The organism is Mesorhizobium sp. M7A.F.Ca.CA.001.10.2.1 (genome assembly GCF_003998575.1).
Lineage (GTDB): Bacteria > Pseudomonadota > Alphaproteobacteria > Rhizobiales > Rhizobiaceae > Mesorhizobium.
The window spans coordinates 1-4,393 of sequence record NZ_RZQY01000516.1; the positions used below are offsets into that span (position 1 = coordinate 1).

A 4,393-nucleotide genomic window follows, 5' to 3' on the forward strand; every position below is an offset into this window, starting at 1 on the left:
CGCCTGGAGCTTGTGGGAAGGCGAAACGATCACGCTTTTGCCCGAGCCGGAGACCAGCGGACCATTTGGGCAGGACGACTATGCCATCGCCTTTGCCCGCATCGAGAACCACTATTTCGTCCATGCCGGCTGGCTGGAGGAAGGGCAGTTGCTGCGCGACGCGCACAAGCTGGCTGACATTCCCGGCACCATCGTCCATGGCCGCTACGACATGCCGTGCCCGGCGCATTATGCCTGGGCGCTGCACAAGGCCTGGCCAAAGGCGGATTTCCACCTGATCGAGGGCGCCGGTCATGCTTATTCGGAGCCGGGGATTTTGGATCGGCTGATCCGCGCGACGGACAAGTTTGCAGGCAAATGACCATGACCCGCGAGCGCCTCTATCTCTTCGACACCACATTGCGCGATGGCCAGCAGACCCCTGGCATCGACTTTTCCGTCGAGGACAAGATCGCCATCGCGAAACTGCTCGATGCTTTTGGCCTCGACTATGTCGAAGGTGGCTATCCCGGCGCCAATCCGACCGACACCGCCTTCTTCCAGGAGAAACGTACGTCGCGCGCCAAATTCGTCGCCTTCGGCATGACCAAACGGGCTGGGGCGTCGGCTTCCAACGATCCCGGCCTTGCGTCACTCGTGCAATCCAAGTCGGATGCCATCTGCTTCGTCGCCAAGAGTTGGGACTACCATGTCCGTGTCGCGCTCGGCTGCACCAATGAGGAGAACCTCGACGCCATCAAGGCCTCCGTCGAGGCGGCGATCGCCGCCGGCAAGGAGGCGTTGGTCGACTGCGAGCATTTTTTCGACGGCTTCAAGGCCAATCCCGATTATGCGCTGGCCTGCGCCAGGACCGCCTATGATGCCGGCGCGCGCTGGGTGGTGCTGTGTGACACCAATGGCGGCACGCAGCCATCGGAAGTCCGCGCCATCGTCGAGAAGGTTATTTTATCAGGTATTTCGGGCGATCATCTCGGCATCCATGCCCATGACGACACCGGCCAGGCGGTCGCCAATTCGCTTGCCGCGGTCGAGGCCGGCGTGCGCCAGATCCAAGGCACACTCAATGGCATCGGCGAGCGCTGCGGCAACGCCAATTTGATCTCGATCGTGCCTACGCTGGCGTTGAAACCGGCCTTCGCCGATCGTTTCGACACCGGTATTTCGGCTGAGGCGCTGACAGGCATTTCCAGGTTGTCCCGCGCCTTCGACGAACTCTTGAACCGCGCCCCGGAAGCGCAAGCGCCCTATGTCGGGGCCTCTGCTTTCGCCACCAAGGCGGGCATCCATGCCTCCGCGCTGGCCAAGGAGCCGGCGACCTATGAGCATGTACCCCCGGAAACGGTCGGTAACCGCCGCCGCGTCATGGTTTCGGACCAGGGCGGGAAGGCCAATTTCCTCGCCGAGTTGAGGCGGCGCGGCATCGAGGTGCCGAAGGACGATCACCGGCTCGACGCGCTGATATCAGTGGTCAAGGAGCGCGAGGCCGAGGGCTACGCCTATGAGGGCGCCGATGCCAGCTTCGAGCTCCTGGCACGCAAGATGCTGCACGGCCTGCCGGAGTTCTTCAACGTCACCTCGTTCCGCTGCATGGTCGAGCGCCGCTTCGACGCCAACGGCCAGCTGAAGACGGTCTCCGAAGCGATCGTCAAGGTGGTGGTCGACGGCGAGGAGAAGATGTCGGTGGCCGAGGGGCATGGCCCGGTCAACGCACTCGACATCGCGCTGCGCAAGGACCTCGGCAAATTTCAGGGCGAGATCGCCGACATGGAGTTGGCCGACTTCAAGGTGCGTATCCTCAATGGCGGCACCGAGGCGATCACCCGCGTTCTGATCGAATCGCATGACGGCACCGGCGCGCGCTGGTGGACGGTCGGCGTTTCCGAAAACATTATCGACGCCTCGTTCCAGGCGCTGATGGATTCCATCGTCTACAAGCTGATGAAGAACCGCGAGATGGCCGGACTGGTGGCCGCCGAATAGGGTTGAACCATCAGCGAAAGTCCATTGATCCATCAGAACTTTGCGATGGTCTTGCCAAGGTGACTGGGCCATAGCGTTGGCCCATGGCCACTGAAGCAATTACCCTGGACGCGGATTCCAAGGCCCGGCGCGGCTTTCTGCTGGCGCTCGGCGCCTATCTGCTGTGGGGATTGCTGCCCTTCTACATGAAGGCGGTCGCTCATCTGCCGCTCGCCGAAGTCATTGCCCATCGCATCGTCTGGTCGGTGCCGATCGCCGCCGCCGTTCTGATCTGGGCCGGCCGCATGGCGGATTTCAAGGCGGCACTGCGCTCGCCGCGCACCATCGCCATGGCCGCGCTGACGGCGGCGCTGATCTCGGTCAACTGGGGCATCTATGTCTGGGCGATCGCTGTCGACCGCACCGTCGAAACCGCGCTCGGCTACTACATCAATCCACTGGTCAACGTCGTCGTCGGCGCGCTGCTGCTTGGCGAGCGGCTCGACCGGCTGCAGATCGCGGCGGTGGTGCTGGCGGCCGTCGCAGTCGCCGTGCTGACCGTCGAGGGCGGCAAGCTGCCCTGGGTGTCGCTGGCGCTGGCGTTTTCCTTCGCCGCCTACGCCTTCTTCCGCAAGACGCTGCCGATCGGACCGAGCCAGGGATTTTTGCTCGAAGTCCTTCTGCTGTCGGTGCCGGCGCTTGGCTACATCGTCTATCTCATCGCGACCGAACAGGACCACATCTTATCCAGCAGTGGCACCGATACGGCATTGCTGATCGGCTGCGGTCCGGTCACATCGATCCCGCTGCTGCTGTTTGCGTTCGGCGCGAGGCTGCTGCGGCTGTCCACCATCGGCATCATGCAGTACATCGCGCCGACCATTGTGTTTCTGATCGCCGTGCTGATCTTCGACGAGCCTTTCGGCACCACCCAGGCGATTGCCTTTGGCCTGATCTGGACAGCGCTCGCGATGTATTCCTGGTCGATGTTCCGTGGCCGCGAGATCCGGCCGGCGGTGCCGGCTGCAAGGTAAGGATCCCCTATGTACCTGCTGCATATCGCCAACAAAAATTATTCCTCATGGTCGCTGCGGCCTTGGGTGTTGATGCGAGAGCTGAACATCCCGTTCGAGGAACGGCTGACGCCATTCCCGACCGCATCGAGTTGGGATCTGTACCGGCCCTTCTCGCCGAGCGGCCGCGTGCCGTGCCTGATCGACGATGGCTGGGCGGTCTGGGATTCGCTGGCCATCGTCGAATATCTGGCCGAACGCCACCATGGCGTGTGGCCTGTCGAGGCCAAGGCGCGCGCCTGGGCACGCTCGGCCGCCGCCGAGATGCATTCGAGCTTCACCGCATTGCGCGGGGCATGCCCGATGAGTTGCGGCGTGCGCGTAAAGCCATTCCCGATGTCCGATGCGCTGAAGCAGGACATCTTTCGCCTCGGCGATCTCTGGAACGATGGCCTTGCCCGTTTCGGCGGGCCGTTTCTGGCCGGCGCTCATTTTACCGCCGTCGACGCTTTCTTTGCCCCGGTGGCGTTCCGCGCCCAGTCCTATGGGCTCTCCTTCGAGGGTGCGGCTGCAGCCTATCCAGCGCAATTGCTTGCCCTGCCGGCGATGCGCGAATGGTATGCGGCTGGCTTGGCCGAGACCTGGCGCGAGCCCGACCACGAAGCGGAAGCCGCCGCCGCCGGCACCGTCATCGAGGATCTTCGCGCCTCGGCGTGAAAGTCGCCGGGCGGGCGTTACATCTGTCCGAGCCGCCTGACAAAGAGATAGGTCGCGCCCGCGATCACCATCGCTACCGCCGTCACCACCCAGAAGCCCATTGGCGTGTCGACCAGCGGCAAGCCGCCGACATTCATGCCGAACAGGCCCGAGATGATGGTCATTGGCAACAGCACCGCCGTCATCACCGACAGTACGTACAGCAGCCGGTTCGACTGCGTCGTCAGCTTGGCCATAAGCTCGTCCTGCAACAGCCGGGCGCGTGCCTGCAATTGTTCGCCATCATAGTGCAGCGTCTGCGCCCTGTGCGAAAGACGCGCGGCCATGTCGTTGATGCTGTCGGGCAGGTCGTTACGGTGCGAGTGGTCGAGATGGCGAAACAGATTGGTCAACGTCGCCATCTGCCTGTGGATCACAACCAGATGCCGGCGCGCGTCGACGAGGGATTGCCGTTCATTGTGCCATGCGTCGCAGACGATGCGATCCTCGATCCCGTCGAGGCTGTCGCCGAGTGCCGCAAGTTCAGCCACCATGCCGTCAAAAGACTGGCCGACAACCGCCTCGATCAACTCGGCCGGCGAGCGGAACTTGCGCGATCCATTCTCGATCGCCTTGCGGATGTTGTCGACCGACTGCAGCGGTTGCTTGCGGGCGCCGACCAGCATCGTGTCGTTGAGCGCGAAGCGGAAATGGCCAAGCCCGCC

The 4,393-nt window shown here is 63.3% G+C and carries 4 protein-coding genes and 1 pseudogene; 4 read left to right on the plus strand and 1 reads right to left on the minus strand.

Annotated features, from left to right (window positions below; all coding sequences use genetic code 11):
• The 4 genes and pseudogenes from EN964_RS26220 to EN964_RS26235 form a co-directional block, all read left to right on the plus strand.
• A pseudogene (locus EN964_RS26220) lies at positions 1–361 on the plus strand (prolyl aminopeptidase); the annotation flags it as partial.
• Positions 358–1,980 carry a citramalate synthase gene (cimA, locus tag EN964_RS26225; protein WP_206517190.1) on the plus strand — a complete coding sequence of 541 codons (1,623 nt, stop codon included), beginning with the start codon at positions 358–360 and terminating at the stop codon, positions 1,978–1,980. The pseudogene EN964_RS26220 and the gene cimA, both read left to right, overlap by 4 nt.
• A gap of 83 nt (positions 1,981–2,063) precedes the next feature.
• Positions 2,064–2,993, plus strand: coding sequence for an EamA family transporter RarD (rarD, locus tag EN964_RS26230; protein ID WP_127271670.1), 930 nt, complete (start codon positions 2,064–2,066; stop codon positions 2,991–2,993).
• A gap of 9 nt (positions 2,994–3,002) precedes the next feature.
• Positions 3,003–3,689, plus strand: coding sequence for a glutathione S-transferase family protein (locus tag EN964_RS26235; RefSeq protein WP_127271665.1), 687 nt, complete (start codon positions 3,003–3,005; stop codon positions 3,687–3,689).
• 17 nt (positions 3,690–3,706) lie between these two features.
• Here EN964_RS26235 and EN964_RS26240 read toward each other — a convergent pair.
• Positions 3,707–4,393, minus strand: a 687-nt coding sequence (locus EN964_RS26240) for a CorA family divalent cation transporter (RefSeq protein ID WP_127276913.1), incomplete at its 5' end; no start/stop codon positions are given.

Coding starts and splice junctions, on each gene's coding strand:
- cimA (WP_206517190.1), top strand. CDS start 358: ATGACCATGACCCGCGAGCGCCTCTATCTCTTCGACACCACATTGCGC.
- rarD (WP_127271670.1), top strand. CDS start 2,064: ATGGCCACTGAAGCAATTACCCTGGACGCGGATTCCAAGGCCCGGCGC.
- EN964_RS26235 (WP_127271665.1), top strand. CDS start 3,003: ATGTACCTGCTGCATATCGCCAACAAAAATTATTCCTCATGGTCGCTG.